The following is a 15136-nucleotide window of genomic DNA, read 5'->3' as shown; positions in this document are numbered from 1 at the left end:
ATAACATAGATATCAAGGATATTCCTTTTCCCCCATGGATTAGTCCATAATACAGTCCTACTGCTAGCTATTGTTGGAGGTTTTCTTCTATATAATTCTTTTTCAAAAATAATAATCCAGGGGTTCCTGGTCCACCTAAAAATTTGTGTATTGAACAAAGGATTCCATCTGGCCTTTCTATTGGATTTAGTCTTTCTAAATTTATTTCAGTATAGGGTGCACTAATTGAAAAATCTACAAATACTATACCTCCACCTCTATGCATTATGTCAGTAAATTTCCTCCATTCAACTTTTATTCAAGTTAATTTAGAGCACGCTGTAAATGATCCTATCTTATATTTTTTATCATTATTTTTAATAAGTAATTCCTTTAAGGAATTTAAATCAAGATTTCCATCATTATCCGGTTCAATTATCTCTACTTTAACACCTAACTCTAACCATAATAAATAGTTGGAATTATACTCCATGCTAGTTATAAAAATAACAGCTTCATCTATATCAATATATTCAAATAAAATTCTTTGAAGTCTATCAATTGCACCATTCTTTCCTGTTCCATTCAAAAATAGAAAATAATTATTTTTTGCTCCAAAATGATCTTTTATAATCTCTTTTGATTTTTCATATTCATTATTCATAAAATTTCCTATAATATTATCCTTAGTATATATATTACTATAATACGATGCATATAATTTGAACATTTTCTCTTCTATTCCTTTATATATACGTCCACTCGCTGCCCAACCTGCATAAATATATTTATTTAAATCTCCACTAAAATATATGGGATTTTCGATACCAACAATCCATTTTATGCATTTTAAAAACTCTTTTTTATTCCTTATAATCATCCTCTTTTTTACTAATATAATCTATTATTACATATTTATCAATATATTGAAATACATCTTTTTTTACAATTAAAGTTTTTAAAGATTATCAAAGTGTAAATTGAAAAAAGTAACTTCCGTTTTTTACTTAAACAGAAGTTAGTCTTGCAAAGCATCTGATATAATTAATTTGATATTTGTCCTAATAATATTAGGACAATTAATTATGTCAAATAATAAATGCTAAAAAAGAAAGAAAACATCTTAGAATAAGAAGATCGACTTATAATAGAATACGACTTAGATTAAAATTTGGAATTAAAAGAAATTGCTGAAAGAGTTAAGAAGGACCTATTATTTAGTTATTAAATCTTTAAAGAATACCTATTATAGCAAACCTCCTGATAAAAATAAGCAATTAATATTCCATAATGACTTAGAATCCCAATATACTAGTAATTATTTAAAAGAAATATGCAATAAATTTAATATTATTCAATCATTTACCCAGAAAAGGTACACTCTTTAATTAATTACATGATTCCGCACCAATGTGAATTATTAGGCAGAAATATATCATAAAAAAGTTTTACTTTTTTGTCCAAGATAATTTCAATCTATGTCTCGATGTGGGAACTATTAGGACAACGCCCCGCAGAAATCTTTTTTTGATTATTTGAAAGACTCTATTAAATCTAAAAAGTGTAATTCATATGAAAAACTTAAAAGTGAAATTAATAAATATATGATTTATTATAATGACTACAGACATAAATGGGATTAAAAAAGATGACTCCTGTGTTCAATACAGAAATCATCTTCTTTGTGCATAACTTTTTTATAATGTCCTTGACATAGGTATCGGATTTAATCACTCCCTACCTTTTTTCACTTGTCAAACTACATATATTCACTTTTTATAAATTCTATTTAAATTCCCACAATAAAAGTTAGGTAATAGAAAACTACAGCTGCATTAAATAATATAGAATCAAATCTATCTAAAATCCCACCATGTCCAGGTATTAAGTTACTATAATCTTTAATCCCTACATATCTTTTTACAGATGATGCAACTAAATCACCGAATTGACCCATTATTCCGCATAATGCACCTATTAAAAAGAAATGAATTATTGAAACCTCTGGAACATAGTTAACAATTATCAACCCATATATTCCACAACCAATAGTACTTCCTAAAAATCCCCCAACCGATCCTGCAACTGTCTTTTTAGGGCTAACCTCTGGACAAATCTTTCTTTTTCCTAAATACTTACCTGCATAATATGCAGTTGTATCAGCAACCCAAGATCCTAAGAAAATTAACCAAACTAAATATTCTCCACCAGTTTTACTATTTACTATAGGAATAAAGCTAAATAGCACACCTATATATAAGAAACCTAATAAAGTTATTGAAACATCAATAAATGTATATTTTAAATTTATAATAGGTATAATTAGTAAAACTATAGCTGCAAGAACTATAATATACATAATTTCCTCAAAATTATTTCCTCTTAAATAAAAAATTGCTAAAAGTGCATATCCTACTATAGGTACTGGCTTAAACTTCTTTTCTTTTAATGCTTTATAAAACTCATATAAACCACATACTGAAATGACTATTGTAAAAGACTTAAGCCAAATTCCACCTAGTAAAATAAACAGTATAAATGGAGCTATCATAGCCGCTCCCAAATATCTACTATTTAACTTCATATTTCCACCTCAACTATTATACTCCACCATATCTCCTGTCTCTATGCTGATAATCATATATGGCTTTATGTAAATGTTCTTCTTTAAAATCTGGCCAACATACATTGGAGTACCAAAATTCTGAATAAGCACATTGCCATAACAGGAAATTACTAATTCTTTGTTCACCTGAAGGTCTTATAATCAAATCTGGATCTGGTGTATTATTAGTATATAAATATCTTTCAAATATTTTATCATTAATATCATCTATATTTATATTTCCCTTTTTAGCATCTTCTGATACCATTTTAACTGCTCTTATTATCTCATCTCTCCCACCATAATTGAAAGCTATACTTAAAACTATTCCTTTATTATCTTTAGTTATATTTATTGCTTCATTAATTTCTTCTTGAGCATCAATAGGTAACTTGTTAATATCCCCTAAAACTTTGATTACAACACCATTTCTATTTAATTCTGCTAATTCACTTCTCAAATATTCAACTAGCAATTTCATAAGTGCAGAAACTTCTTCATTTGGTCTTTTCCAATTTTCAGTTGAAAATGCATATAACGTAAGGTATTTTATTCCTAAAATATGCGATTCTTTTATTACTCTTCTTATAGTTTCAACACCAGCTTTATGCCCCATAGTTCTTGGAAGCTTTCTTTGCTTAGCCCATCTTCCATTTCCATCCATGATTATAGCTATATGTTTAGGTATATTTTCTTTATCTAAAACTATTTCTTCTTTATTTTTTTTATTTCTACTAGTTTTAAAAATATCTAACATATTTATGTTCCCTCCACCATTACTAATATGGAAAAAAACCTGCTAAAGGCAGGTTTTAAATTGACATAATCTCTTTTTCTTTTGCCACAATTATTGTATCTACTTCTTTAACGAAAGAATCTATTACCTTTTGAACTTTTTCTTCTGAATTTTTAAGTTCATCTTCAGTTATTTCTCCATCTTTCTTTAATGCTTTAATCTTATCATTAGCTTCTCTTCTTATAGATCTTAAAGCAACCTTTGCTTCTTCACCTGTTTTTTTAACATTTTTAACAAGGTTTTTTCTTGTTTCTTCTGTTAATTCTGGAACTACTAATCTGATTACGCTACCATCATTTGATGGATTTATTCCTAAATCTGAAGTAAGTATAGCTTTTTCTATTTCTTTCATTAAACTTTTTTCCCAAGGTGATATTACTAAAACTCTTGGTTCTGGTGCCGAAATATTAGCTACTTGATTTAATGGACATGGACTACCATAGTAATCAACTTGTATTCTATCAAGCATTGTTGGGTTAGCCCTCCCGGCTCTCATAGTTGAAAGATCAGATTTTAATACAGAAATAGTTTTGTTCATTTTTTCTTCTGCTCTTTGAATAATATCCTTAATCATAAAAACCTCCTATTTTTTAGATGAAACTAAAGTTCCTATTTTCTCACCAGAAATAGCTCTTTTTATATTTCCTGGTTCCTCTAATCCAAATACTAAGATTGGAATACTGTTATCCATACATAAAGAAGTTGCAGTTGAATCCATTACTTGTAACCCCTTCTCAAGAACTTCTATATAAGTAAGTGTATCATATTTTTTAGCATCTGAGTACTTATATGGATCTTTATCATATACACCATCAACTTTTTTAGCTAGTAGTATAACATCAGCTTCAATTTCTGCTGCTCTTAAAGCTGCTGTAGTATCAGTTGAGAAATATGGATTTCCTGTTCCTGCTGCAAATATAACTACTCTACCTTTTTCTAAATGCCTCACTGCTCTTCTTCTTATAAATGGTTCAGCAATTTCTTTCATTTCGATAGCTGTTTGAACTCTTGTCATTACTCCGTTTTGTTCAAGTGAATCTTGAAGCGCTAAAGCATTTATACATGTAGCAAGCATTCCCATATGATCTGCTTGTGATCTATCCATACCTTCTCCACTTCTTCCTCTCCAGATGTTTCCTCCACCTACTACTAATCCTACTTCTACTCCCATTTCTACTAAGTCTTTAACTTCTAATGTGATTCTTTTTATTATATCAAAATCAAATCCAAATCCATTTACACCTGCTAAAGCTTCTCCTGAAACCTTTAGAATTACTCTCTTATATTGACATTTATCCATTCTTAGTACCTCCATATATTATTCGGTTACTTCCTAAAAAAAGAGAACACATATGTGTCCTCCTTTGTATTACTTAGTCATCTTAGCTACTTCTTCTGCGAAGTTATCTTCTGCTTTTTCGATACCTTCTCCTCTTTCGAATCTTACGAACTTATTGATAGTTATAGGAGAACCAACTTCCTTTGATTTTTCTTGAAGGTATTTGCTTATGCTCTTATCGCCATCTTTTACCCATGCTTGATCTAAAAGACAAACTTCCTTATAGTATTTTTGAATTCTTCCCATTACCATTTTTTCAACTATGTTTTCTGGTTTTCCTTCATTTAAAGCTTGAACTCTGTAGATTTCTTTTTCTTTTTCTAATGATTCTTGATCAACATCTTCTCTGCTTAAGAATGTTGGGTTAGCTGCAGCAACTTGCATACAAACGTCCTTTGCTACTTCTGTTAAAACAGTAGCATTATCAGCTTCGCATCCTAATTCAACTACAACACCTATTCTTCCACCACCATGGATATAGCTTTCTACAACGCCATTTGCCACAGCAAACTTGTTGAATCTTCTTACAGTCATATTTTCACCTAACTTAGCTATTAAAGCAGTAAGTGCTTCTGAAACTGTATTTTCAGCATCAAATTTTTCAGCAACAAATTCTTCTACAGTTGTAGCAGAAGTTGTAGATGCCATTTGAGCTAATCTATCTGCAAAAGTTACAAATTCTTCATTAGCAGCAACGAAGTCTGTTTCACAGTTTAATTCAACTATACCTGCTGATTTCTTATCTTCAGATATGTAAGTTTTTACTATACCTTCAGCAGCAACTCTTCCTGCTTTTTTAGCAGCAGCAGCAAGACCCTTTTCTCTTAATATTTCAACAGCTTTTTCCATATCTCCTTGAGCTTCTGTTAAAGCTTTTTTGCAGTCCATCATTCCTGCACCAGTTTTTTCTCTTAATTCTTTAACTGATTGAGCAGTTATCATAATGTAAATTCCTCCTAACTTAATGTAAACCTTATTATTTAGGTCAAAAGGTAAATGAGTTAACTCACCTACCCTTTAATTTTATTACTCAGCTAATTGTTCGCCTTGTCTTCCTTCGATTATACCATCAGCAATTTTAGCAGTTATTAATTTAACAGCTCTGATTGCATCATCGTTTCCTGGAATTACGTAATCAACTTCTTCTGGATCACAGTTAGTATCAACTATACCTACTACTGGTATTCCTAATATCTTAGCTTCTGAAATTGCGTTCTTTTCTTTTCTTGGGTCAACTACAAATATAGCACCTATGTTAGTAGAATCTAAGTTCTTAATTCCACCTAAGTTCTTTTCTAGTTTTTCCATTTCACCTTTTAACTTTATAACTTCTTTCTTTGGTAAAACTTCAAATGTACCATCTTCTTCCATAGTCTTTAAAGTTTCTAATCTGTTAATTCTTGTTTTGATAGTTTTGAAGTTTGTTAACATACCACCTAACCATCTGTTATTAACAAAGTGCATGTTTGATCTTATTGCTTCTTCTTCGATAGCTTCTTGAGCTTGTTTCTTAGTTCCTACAAATAAGATCTCTTTTCCTTCTGCTGCAACTTCTTTTATAAAGTTATAAGCTTCATCAACTTTCTTAACAGTCTTTTGAAGATCTATTATATATATTCCATTTCTTTCTGTGAATATATAAGGAGCCATCTTAGGGTTCCATCTTCTTGTTTGGTGTCCAAAGTGTACACCTGCTTCTAATAATTGTTTCATTGATATAACTGACATTCTGTTACCTCCTGGTTTTTTCCTCCATTGCCTTCTTATAGAGTTTCCTAAAATAAGGCACCATCTCTATAAATCTGACAATGTGTGTATTTATTTACCTTAGATAGTATAACATAAGCTAATTGTAGTAGCAACATTTTTTTCATCTAAAAATCAATAAATGTAAAATTAAATATTTTTTACATTATTAGAAAATTCAATATCTTTCTACAATCTTTTTATTTCATAAAACTTTTTAATTACTATCAAATATTTTTGTATAAACTATTCTAATTTTTCTTATAAATTCTAAAAGCGTCAAATTACAACAAGTAACTTGACGCTTTTAGTTTATGTTAATTTATCTTTTTTAATTCATCTAATAACTTTTCATTTAATATTTTTATGTGTGTTCCCTTCATCCCAAGAGATCTTGATTCTATTACTCCTGCACTTTCAAATTTTCTAAGTGCATTAACTATAACACTTCTTGTTATACCAACTTTATCAGCTATTTTTGATGCAACTAATAATCCTTCATTTCCTTCTAATTCACCAAAAATATGTTCCACAGCTTCAAGTTCTGAGTATGATAAAGTTCCTATAGCTAATTGTACAACAGCTTTCTTTCTTGCTTCATCTTCTATTTCTAATTGCTTTGATCTTAGTATTTCCATTCCTACTATAGTTGCACTATATTCAGCTAAAACTAAATCTTCATCTGTAAATTCTTCACCAAATCTTGCAAGAATTAAAGTACCAAGTCTTTCTCTATTTCCGATTATAGGAACTATTGTACTAATCTTATCTTCCATAATACAATTTCCTTGATTTTCAAAAACACATAAACCTTTATTAGCTAAATTAGCAATACTTTCATGAACATTTAATAAATTATCATTATAATCTTTTGGAAATCTCTTTTCATCTATAACTTGATTTTTCATAACATCACATTCAAAATTTTTTGAAAATGAATATCCAAGAATCTTACCTTTTCTGCTTGCCACATAGACATTACATAATAATACTTCACTTAATAAAGAACATATGTCTTCAAACGCTACAGGATCTGTACCGGATTTTTGCAGTATCTTATTCAACATTCTTGTCTTATTTAATAATGATGACATCCCATCTTCCTCCTATAAATAAAGCCTGTTAAATTTTTTGAAAATTTGAAATTGATCAAATTTTCTCAAAACATCTTAATTACTTATTTATACTAACATAGGAAGTACTTATTTTCAACAAATTTTTTATGCTTTTCGACATTTCCTTAGAAAAATTGCTTATTTTAATATTTTATTAAATTGTAATTGATTTCTATTCGTTAATTATCATTACTTTCCCTATTTAAGTTAACAGTTTTGTTACAATTCGAATCAGAACATTGTGCATAGCTTCCTTTAGCTTTACTATATTTTAAAACCATATAAGCACCACAATCTGGGCATTTATCTTTTAACGGTTCATTCCAACTAACAAAATCACATTGCGGATAATTAGCACAACCAAAGAACTTTTTACCTTTTTTACTTTTTTTCGCTAATATCTTTCCTCCACATTTTGGACAAGGTGCTTCAATTTCTTCAACAATAGGTTTTGCATTTTTACATTCAGGATATCCTGGGCAAGCTAAGAAATCCCCATATCTACCATGCTTTATTACCATCATACGACCGCATTTATCACACGGAACATCACTTACCTTATCCTCTATAACGACCTTAGAAACCTCTTTTTCAGCCTTATCTATTGCAATTTTTAATGGCCCAAAGAATTCTCCAACTACTTTTCTCCATTCTTCTTGACCTTCTTCTATATGATCGAGATTTCTTTCCATTTCAGCTGTAAAATCAACATCTACTATTTGTTTAAAATATTCGCTAAGCATATTATTAACTATAAAACCAAGTTCTGTTGGAAATAATACTTTCTTCTCTCTCTTTATATAATCTCTACTCAATAATGTAGTTATTGTAGGAACATAAGTACTCGGTCTTCCAATTCCCTTTTCTTCTAGTAATTTTACAAAGGATGCTTCAGTATAACGTGCCGGCGGTTGTGTGAAATGTTGTTTTCCTTCTATATCAACTTTATTTAACTCATCATTTTCTTCTAACTTAGGCAATGAAACATCTTCATTATCTTCATCCGTTAAATATTCATAAAGTTTCATAAATCCATCAAATTTTACAGTAGATCCACTTGCTCTAAACTTATAGTCTCCATTTTTAATTTCTATGTTATTAGTATTCAACTCACAGGAAGCCATTTGACTTGCCATAAATCTATTCCAAATTAATGCATATAACTTATATTGCTCTGTAGTTAAAGAAGCCTTTGCAATTTCCGGAGTAATATCAATTATAGATGGTCTTATGGCCTCATGAGCATCTTGAATATTTTTCTTTCCCTTATATATTCTTGGAGAATTTGGTGCATAATCTTCTCCAAAATTCGAATTGATAAATTCTAATGCTTTTCCTTGTGCTTCATCTGAAATTCTAACTGAGTCAGTTCTCATATAAGTTATTAATCCTACTGTTCCATAACCTTTAACTTCAACACCTTCATATAGCACTTGAGCTATAGACATTGTTCTTTTAGTCATAAAGTTCAACTTTTTTGATGCTTCTTGTTGAAGTGTACTTGTTGTAAAAGGTGGTAATGGATTTTTTACCTTCGTTCCTTTTTTCACTTTAGTTACAATAAACTTATCTTTCTTTAACTCGTCTATTATTTTCTCACTTTCTTCTTTAGTACTTATTTCAATCTTTTTACCTTTATATTGTGATAACTTTATTGGAAACTTCTTTCTGTCTTTAGTTGCTATGCAATCAACGGTCCAATACTCTTTAGGTTCAAAACGATTAATTTCTTCTTCTCTATCGCATATAAGTTTTAACGCTGCTGATTGAACTCTTCCTGCACTTAAACCCCATTTTATATTCTTCCATAATATAGGGCTAATTTCATAACCAACTAATCTATCTAATATTCTTCTCGCTTGTTGTGCATCTACTAAATTTATGTTTATCTTTCTCGCTTCTTTTATAGATGCCTTTACAGCTGTTTTAGTAATTTCGTTAAATACTATTCTACATTTTTCATCTTCTGAAATATGTAAAATATTAGCTAAATGCCATGATATTGCTTCCCCTTCACGGTCAGGGTCAGTTGCAAGATATATCTTATCTGCTTTCTTAGCTGCCTTTTTAAGTTTACTTAAAAGTTCGCCTTTTCCTCTTATAGTTATATATTTTGGATTAAAATTATCTTCTATATCAACGCCCAATGTACTTTTTGGCAAATCTCTTACATGTCCCATAGATGCTTCTACTATATAATTCTTACCAAGATACTTTCCTATAGTCTTAGCCTTTGCAGGTGATTCTACTATTACAAGATTTTGTCCCATACATAAAAACTCCAGTAATTTTTATGGAGTTTACACCCCCTTAAATTTATAATGATTTTGCATAATAATTGCCTGGAAGACAAATAATTTCATTTCTATTTTGCATTTCAAATAATAACTCAAATAATACCTTTCTGTCAACATTTACAGATTCTATTATATCATCTAAATGTTTTGGTTCATTATCTATAACCTTTAAAAGACACTGTTTATATCCATTATTTTCATTTTTTTCTTTAATATCTTTTTTTATATTAAAAAAATCATATAAATCTTCTATTTCAGTAAATGGTTTTGCTCCATCTCTTATTAATTTATTACATCCTTCACTATTCCCATTTATCACCGGTCCAGGAACTGCCATTATGTCTTTACCTATGTTTAAAGCATAATCTACAGTGATAAGAGTACCACTTTTTTTGGTTGCTTCCACTATTATTACTTTGTCACTTATTCCACTTATTATTCTGTTTCTTCTTGGAAAATTATATGCCATAGGTGGAGTTTTAGGTAAAAATTCTGAAATTAATAACCCTTCTCTTATAACTTTCTCATATAATAATTTATTGCATTTAGGATATACTACATCTATACCACATCCTAATATCCCTATAGTTTTACCTCTATATTCTAAAGCAATTTTTTGTGCTACTGAATCTATTCCAGCTGCTAATCCACTTACAACAGTTATATTATTTTCACTTAATTCTCTTCCTATAATTTTAGCTACTTCTATTCCGTATTGTGTGCATTTTCTAGCTCCTATTACAGCTGCTAATTTTCCCCTTAATAAATCTAAGTTTCCTTTATAAAATAGTACGTAAGGTGGTTCTTCAATATGCTTTAAAATTTCTGGATACTCTTTTGAGTTAATTGTAATATATCCTATTCCACTACTATTTATGTAATTATTAAAATCACTGATTTTCTCTTCAGAAATATTTTTATCTTTTATCTTTTGTAATTCTCTTATTTCATTTTTTTGCTTCCTAATATTACTTTCATTTTCATATCTTTTTAATAGTAATAACTTCTTCTCGTTAGATATATTAGTTAAAATAAACCATAATTCGTCATTTTTCATAATAACCACCTTTAATTAAATTATTTCTCCATCTACATTTTTTCTATACCCTAATGCTTCAAAAACGTGATGTTCATATATTTTATCTGAAGCTTCTAAATCTGCAATTGTTCTAGAAATCTTTATTATTTTATCATATCCTCTCATTGTTAAATTGTATCTTTCATAACACATCTTTAATAAACTTTTTGCACCTTCTGAAATTTTAAATAAATACTCAAAATCTCTTCCTCTCACCTCTGAATTATAGCTATATTCACTATTTTTATATCTGATTTTTTGTATTTCTCTCGCTTCTAATACCTTTATTTTCATCTTTTCGGAACTTAAATTATCATTTTTTTTCGATATATCCTCATACTTTAATCTCGGTACGTAGTTTAACAAATCAATTCTATCTAGAAGGGCTCTTGATAATCTATTTAAATATTTTCTTCTTTCATTTTCTGAGCATATACATCTATTTTCATCTACTCCTCCTAAGTAAAGTCCACAAGGACAAGGATTAAAAGCTCCAACAAGCAAGAAATTAGAAGGTAATTTATATGTTCCATTAACCCTATTGATATTAATAACTTTTTCTTCTAATGGTTCTCTTAAAACTTCTAACACTTCTCTTTTAAATTCCAATATTTCATCTAAAAAAAGTACTCCATTATGTGCTAAAGTTATTTCCCCAGCCTTTACTTCTTTTCCACCACCAACCAATGCTATTTTAGTTATTGTATGATGTGGATTTCTAAAAGGTCTAATCACTCCATCTTCACCTGAAAATATACCAGATGCACTATATATCTTTGCAATTTCCATTTCTTCCTTATAAGTAAGAGGTGGTAATATAGATGGCAATGCCTTTGCAAGCATTGTCTTGCCTGAACCTGGTGACCCATAAAGCAATATATTATGTTTACCTGCAGCTGCTATTTCCATTGCTCTTTTAGATGTTTTTTGTCCTATTATATCTGAAAAATCTAAATATAATTTATTAGCTTTTTTAACCTTTTCTTCAAAACTAAATGGCAATAAATCTTCATTATTAATAAATGAAACAACTTCTTTTAAATTTCTAAAAGGATAAAAATTACCTACATTAAAGGATCTTAATTCATTTAGATTATTAAAAGGAAAAATGAAATTATTTTTCTTATTATTTTCCCCTTCAAATATTATCGGAAGTATTCCCTTTATCTCTTTTAGATCTCCACCTAAAGAAAGTTCACCAAAAACTATAAATTCTTTTAAATTTTTGTTAATTATTTGATTTGATTTCATAAGTATGCCAAGAGCTATAGGTAAATCAAGTAATGAACCTATCTTTTTAATATCTGCTGGCGCTAAATTTATAGTAATTCTTCCTAGTGGAAACTCAAACCCGCTATTAACTATAGCAGACCTTACTCGTTCCTTTGATTCTTTTATTGAAGCATCAGGAAGACCCACTATACTAAAACTTGGCATTCCTTTATTAATATCCACTTCAACATTTATAAGTATTCCATCAAGTCCATTATGTGTAGCACTTATTATTTCTATTGACATAATTATCACCTCTTAAACATTATTGACATTCTAATTTAATTATTAAACATCATTTTTTATGATTTAATATATTATTTTTGTCAATATTATAAGGTGATGATAATTTTCTATAATTATTAATTTTATTTAATTAATGGTGGTATTTTATGAGTAAATTTAATAAATGTATTGGATCTTATGGTGAAGATTTAGCTTCATCTTATTTAAAATCTAAAGGCTATTACATATTGAAAAAAAATTTTAGAAATAAATATGGAGAAATTGATTTGATATGTAGACATGATGGTTTAATAATATTTGTAGAAGTAAAAAGCAGGTATAACTACAACTATGGATTACCATGTGAATCTGTTACTTCTTCAAAACAAAAACAAATAATTAATTTATGTAAATTTTATATACTTACAAGAAAGTTATTTAATTATAATTGTAGGTTTGATGTTGTGGAAATTTATTTCAATTCAAATAATGAATCTTATTTACTAAATCATATAGAAGATGCCTTTAGAGGTTATTAATAAAATAAGTATAAACGGTTTAAAAGGATCTCACATTTCGTTACCCCTAAAAAATAATATGGAATCATAAAGGGAGTCGCGAAATGCGACCCCCTTTCAAAAAAATAAATTAACTTTTTTAAGGCAATAAACCTTACTAAAATTAAATAAAGTAAATTCATAAGACTGTACTTCTATATTATATATTTGACTTAAAGTATATTCTTTAAAAATGATTTTCTATGTATTTTACATGCTCCAAATTTCTTTAAACCTTCAATATGTTTACTAGTACCATAACCTGCATTTTCCTCAAAAGCATAATGTGGATACTCTTTTGCATAATCTTTCATTAAATTATCTCTATAAACCTTTGCTAAAATAGATGCAGCAGCTATTGATGCTGACTTTGCATCACCTTTTATTACTGATTTATTTGGAATATTAATTCCCTTAACTAAATATCCATCTGATAAAACAAGATCTGGCTTAATTTTCATTGATGTACAAGCTTCTAGGAATATATTATTATTACAATAAGCTATACCCTTTTCATCGATTTCATCATTTGAGCTTTCTGAGATAAAATATGCTAACGCTTTTTCTTTTATTATTTCCGATAAAGCTTCTCTTTTCTTTTCTGATAATTTCTTAGAGTCATTTAACCAAAGTATAAGTTCATCTTCCATGACATTTAAATCTAATATAACTGCACATGATACAATTGGTCCTGCAAGCGGACCTCTTCCTACTTCATCAACTCCAGCTACATATGTATACTTTCCAAATCCTTTATCGAAATTATACATTAATTTTACTCTTTGAACTTCTTTTTCTATCTTTTTCTTTTCTTTAAGTAACTTTTCAGCTAATGCTTTAACATTTTTTCTTTCATCTAAAGATAGCTTATCAATCAAATATACAAGTTCTGCATTATTTCTTTCTTCAATTATATTTATATTATCTACATGAGACTTTATATCTTTATAACTTAAAGTTTTTATATCCTTTTTTAATAAATCCATTAAATTACCCCTCTAACTCTTCTATATCATTTGGGCGCTCTAATGAAATATTGCCTATTTTACCACCTCTAAACTCGTCTAAAAGAATTACAGCTATTCTATTATAATCTATTTCTCCGCCTTTAACTAAGCATCCTCTTTTTCTCGCTATGCTATTTAGTGTTTCTAGTGGATCTTCATTTATTTCTTCAATTTTATATCTTTCTTTTAATTTATCACCATAAAAGCTTTGAAGTCTTTTTACTAAATTAAATGATAGTTCCTCTATATCCATTATTTCATCCTTAATTGCTCCAGTAAAAGCTAAATTAAGGGCGGTTTTTTCATCTTCAAACTTAGCCCATAAAACTCCAGGTGTATCAAGCATTTCTATATCCATCTTAGTTTTAATCCATTGTTTACTCTTTGTTACTCCAGGTCTATCCCCTGTCTTTGCTATATTATTTTTAGCCATCTTATTTATAAATGTAGACTTACCCACGTTAGGTATTCCTACTACCATAACTCTCATTTGTATTTTTACTAAACCCTTAGCCTTTAATCTATCATGCTTTTCCTTTAATAATAAATCTAAGGTTGGTTTAATTTGATTTAATCCTTTTCCTGTTAAACAATTTACTTCTATAACTTTTACATTTTCTGAAGATAAATGATTCATCCACATTTTTGTTACTCTTGCTTCTGATAAATCACTTTTATTTAAAAGTATAACTCTTGGCTTTCCTTCACAAAGTTTATCTATATCAGGATTTGCTGAGCTTCTTGGTATTCTAGCATCTCTTATTTCAATAATTGCATCTACCAATTTTAAGTTTTCTTTTATTTCTCTTTGAGTTTTTTTCATATGTCCAGGAAACCAGTTAATTGTAGGCATATTAAAATTCCTCCCTATCTACTTAATATTTTGTATTATATCCATTTATATTTTCTTATATATCAATAATTAAAATTTAATTTCTTTATAAGTAAAAAAGCAATCATATGTAATTCACATATCATTCCGTTGCCTTATTTCAGTTTAACGCAAATTTACATATGGTCACTTTAAAAATGAAGATAAATATTATATAAACTTATTTACACAATAATATCATTGTACTTTCCTAAAAATAAAGAAAAAGGGACTTATAAAAGTCCCTTA

General features: G+C 28.7%; 15 protein-coding genes and 1 pseudogene. 2 read left to right on the top strand and 14 right to left on the bottom strand.

Features of this window, described 5'->3' with window-relative positions; genetic code table 11:
* Positions 1-67 precede the first annotated feature (67 nt).
* The gene (locus NSA50_RS10800; RefSeq protein WP_257445035.1) at positions 68-265 is read right to left on the bottom strand and encodes a hypothetical protein; all 198 of its coding nucleotides are present in this window, start codon (positions 263-265) and stop codon (positions 68-70) included.
* A gap of 33 nt (positions 266-298) precedes the next feature.
* The gene (locus NSA50_RS10795; protein WP_257445033.1) at positions 299-859 is read right to left on the bottom strand and encodes an aminotransferase class V-fold PLP-dependent enzyme; all 561 of its coding nucleotides are present in this window, start codon (positions 857-859) and stop codon (positions 299-301) included.
* Between the two features lie 652 nt (positions 860-1511).
* On the opposite strand from NSA50_RS10795, the pseudogene NSA50_RS19945 reads away from it, so the two are divergent.
* Positions 1512-1622, top strand: a pseudogene (locus NSA50_RS19945) (hypothetical protein); the annotation flags it as partial.
* A gap of 146 nt (positions 1623-1768) precedes the next feature.
* On the opposite strand, the gene NSA50_RS10785 reads toward NSA50_RS19945, so the two are convergent.
* The 10 genes from NSA50_RS10785 to NSA50_RS10740 form a co-directional block, all read right to left on the bottom strand.
* A complete protein-coding gene (locus NSA50_RS10785; protein ID WP_257445031.1) occupies positions 1769-2563 on the bottom strand; it encodes a phosphatidate cytidylyltransferase in 795 nt (264 codons plus the stop codon).
* Between the two features lie 16 nt (positions 2564-2579).
* Complete coding sequence (locus tag NSA50_RS10780) at positions 2580-3341, bottom strand: isoprenyl transferase (RefSeq protein WP_195263613.1); 762 nt, start codon at positions 3339-3341, stop codon at positions 2580-2582.
* 55 nt (positions 3342-3396) lie between these two features.
* Positions 3397-3954, bottom strand: a complete 558-nt coding sequence (gene frr, locus NSA50_RS10775; protein ID WP_195263614.1) for a ribosome recycling factor — start codon at positions 3952-3954, stop codon at positions 3397-3399.
* A gap of 9 nt (positions 3955-3963) precedes the next feature.
* Complete coding sequence (gene pyrH / locus NSA50_RS10770) at positions 3964-4680, bottom strand: UMP kinase (RefSeq protein ID WP_195263615.1); 717 nt, start codon at positions 4678-4680, stop codon at positions 3964-3966.
* Between the two features lie 69 nt (positions 4681-4749).
* Positions 4750-5661 carry a translation elongation factor Ts gene (gene tsf / locus NSA50_RS10765; protein WP_195263616.1) on the bottom strand — a complete coding sequence of 304 codons (912 nt, stop codon included), beginning with the start codon at positions 5659-5661 and terminating at the stop codon, positions 4750-4752.
* 84 nt (positions 5662-5745) lie between these two features.
* Positions 5746-6447 carry a 30S ribosomal protein S2 gene (gene rpsB, locus NSA50_RS10760; RefSeq protein ID WP_195263617.1) on the bottom strand — a complete coding sequence of 234 codons (702 nt, stop codon included), beginning with the start codon at positions 6445-6447 and terminating at the stop codon, positions 5746-5748.
* Positions 6448-6782: 335 nt separating this feature from the next.
* Entirely contained in the window at positions 6783-7559 is a 777-nt protein-coding gene (gene codY / locus NSA50_RS10755; protein WP_195263618.1) for a GTP-sensing pleiotropic transcriptional regulator CodY, read from the bottom strand.
* A 200-nt stretch (positions 7560-7759) separates the two neighbouring features.
* Positions 7760-9850, bottom strand: coding sequence for a type I DNA topoisomerase (gene topA, locus NSA50_RS10750; protein ID WP_195263619.1), 2091 nt, complete (start codon positions 9848-9850; stop codon positions 7760-7762).
* Between the two features lie 46 nt (positions 9851-9896).
* The gene (dprA, locus tag NSA50_RS10745) at positions 9897-10934 is read right to left on the bottom strand and encodes a DNA-processing protein DprA (RefSeq protein WP_195263620.1); all 1038 of its coding nucleotides are present in this window, start codon (positions 10932-10934) and stop codon (positions 9897-9899) included.
* A gap of 15 nt (positions 10935-10949) precedes the next feature.
* Entirely contained in the window at positions 10950-12473 is a 1524-nt protein-coding gene (locus NSA50_RS10740; RefSeq protein WP_195263621.1) for a YifB family Mg chelatase-like AAA ATPase, read from the bottom strand.
* Between the two features lie 146 nt (positions 12474-12619).
* On the opposite strand from NSA50_RS10740, the gene NSA50_RS10735 reads away from it, so the two are divergent.
* Entirely contained in the window at positions 12620-12991 is a 372-nt protein-coding gene (locus NSA50_RS10735) for a YraN family protein (RefSeq protein ID WP_195263622.1), read from the top strand.
* Between the two features lie 191 nt (positions 12992-13182).
* Here the strand turns inward: NSA50_RS10735 and NSA50_RS10730 are convergent, their stop codons facing one another.
* Positions 13183-13995, bottom strand: coding sequence for a ribonuclease HII (locus NSA50_RS10730; protein WP_195263623.1), 813 nt, complete (start codon positions 13993-13995; stop codon positions 13183-13185).
* Between the two features lie 4 nt (positions 13996-13999).
* Entirely contained in the window at positions 14000-14869 is an 870-nt protein-coding gene (gene ylqF, locus NSA50_RS10725; RefSeq protein WP_257444997.1) for a ribosome biogenesis GTPase YlqF, read from the bottom strand.
* Positions 14870-15136 lie beyond the last annotated feature (267 nt).

The organism is Clostridium mucosae (genome assembly GCF_024622765.1).
Lineage (GTDB): Bacteria > Bacillota > Clostridia > Clostridiales > Clostridiaceae > Clostridium.
Note: the sequence above shows the minus strand (reverse complement) of the source record. Positions and strands in the feature narration are given on the sequence as shown.

Coding starts and splice junctions, on each gene's coding strand:
- rpsB (WP_195263617.1), bottom strand. CDS start 6,447: ATGTCAGTTATATCAATGAAACAATTATTAGAAGCAGGTGTACACTTT.
- NSA50_RS10730 (WP_195263623.1), bottom strand. CDS start 13,995: ATGGATTTATTAAAAAAGGATATAAAAACTTTAAGTTATAAAGATATA.
- NSA50_RS10735 (WP_195263622.1), top strand. CDS start 12,620: ATGAGTAAATTTAATAAATGTATTGGATCTTATGGTGAAGATTTAGCT.
- NSA50_RS10740 (WP_195263621.1), bottom strand. CDS start 12,473: ATGTCAATAGAAATAATAAGTGCTACACATAATGGACTTGATGGAATA.
- pyrH (WP_195263615.1), bottom strand. CDS start 4,680: ATGGATAAATGTCAATATAAGAGAGTAATTCTAAAGGTTTCAGGAGAA.
- frr (WP_195263614.1), bottom strand. CDS start 3,954: ATGATTAAGGATATTATTCAAAGAGCAGAAGAAAAAATGAACAAAACT.
- NSA50_RS10800 (WP_257445035.1), bottom strand. CDS start 265: ATGCATAGAGGTGGAGGTATAGTATTTGTAGATTTTTCAATTAGTGCA.
- topA (WP_195263619.1), bottom strand. CDS start 9,850: ATGGGACAAAATCTTGTAATAGTAGAATCACCTGCAAAGGCTAAGACT.
- NSA50_RS10795 (WP_257445033.1), bottom strand. CDS start 859: ATGATTATAAGGAATAAAAAAGAGTTTTTAAAATGCATAAAATGGATT.
- dprA (WP_195263620.1), bottom strand. CDS start 10,934: ATGAAAAATGACGAATTATGGTTTATTTTAACTAATATATCTAACGAG.
- ylqF (WP_257444997.1), bottom strand. CDS start 14,869: ATGCCTACAATTAACTGGTTTCCTGGACATATGAAAAAAACTCAAAGA.
- NSA50_RS10780 (WP_195263613.1), bottom strand. CDS start 3,341: ATGTTAGATATTTTTAAAACTAGTAGAAATAAAAAAAATAAAGAAGAA.
- NSA50_RS10785 (WP_257445031.1), bottom strand. CDS start 2,563: ATGAAGTTAAATAGTAGATATTTGGGAGCGGCTATGATAGCTCCATTT.
- tsf (WP_195263616.1), bottom strand. CDS start 5,661: ATGATAACTGCTCAATCAGTTAAAGAATTAAGAGAAAAAACTGGTGCA.
- codY (WP_195263618.1), bottom strand. CDS start 7,559: ATGTCATCATTATTAAATAAGACAAGAATGTTGAATAAGATACTGCAA.